1 tRNA gene is annotated in these 336 nt (G+C 47.9%); it reads right to left on the bottom strand.

The window, feature by feature from the left end:
• Positions 1 to 84: 84 nt before the first annotated feature.
• Positions 85 to 160: transfer RNA gene (locus AACR11_RS08585), tRNA-Ala, on the bottom strand.
• Positions 161 to 336 lie beyond the last annotated feature (176 nt).

Genomic DNA, 336 nt, shown 5'->3' with positions numbered 1-336 from the left:
CCGCCGTGAAAGGGCGGTGTCCTAGGCCTCTAGACGAACGGGACACTGTAGAATGCTTTGCAAAATACAAAACAATGTAGCTAGTGGTGGAGCTAATCGGGATCGAACCGATGACCTCTTCGCTGCCAGCGAAGCGCTCTCCCAGCTGAGCTATAGCCCCACATAAATCGCTTCAGCATTTTATGCAGAACCAATCTTTGCTCTGAAATCTAAACCATATCAATCTGTGTGGACACTCATCGTGACTCATTTGTCTTCACTTTTTAAAAGTGAAAGCAAACTATCCGTATCGTATAAGGAGGTGATCCAGCGCCAGGTTCCCCTAGCGCTACCTTG

The organism is Vibrio sp. L85 (assembly GCF_963871815.1).
GTDB classification, from domain to species: Bacteria; Pseudomonadota; Gammaproteobacteria; order Enterobacterales; family Vibrionaceae; genus Vibrio; species Vibrio harveyi.
Note: the sequence above shows the minus strand (reverse complement) of the source record. Positions and strands in the feature narration are given on the sequence as shown.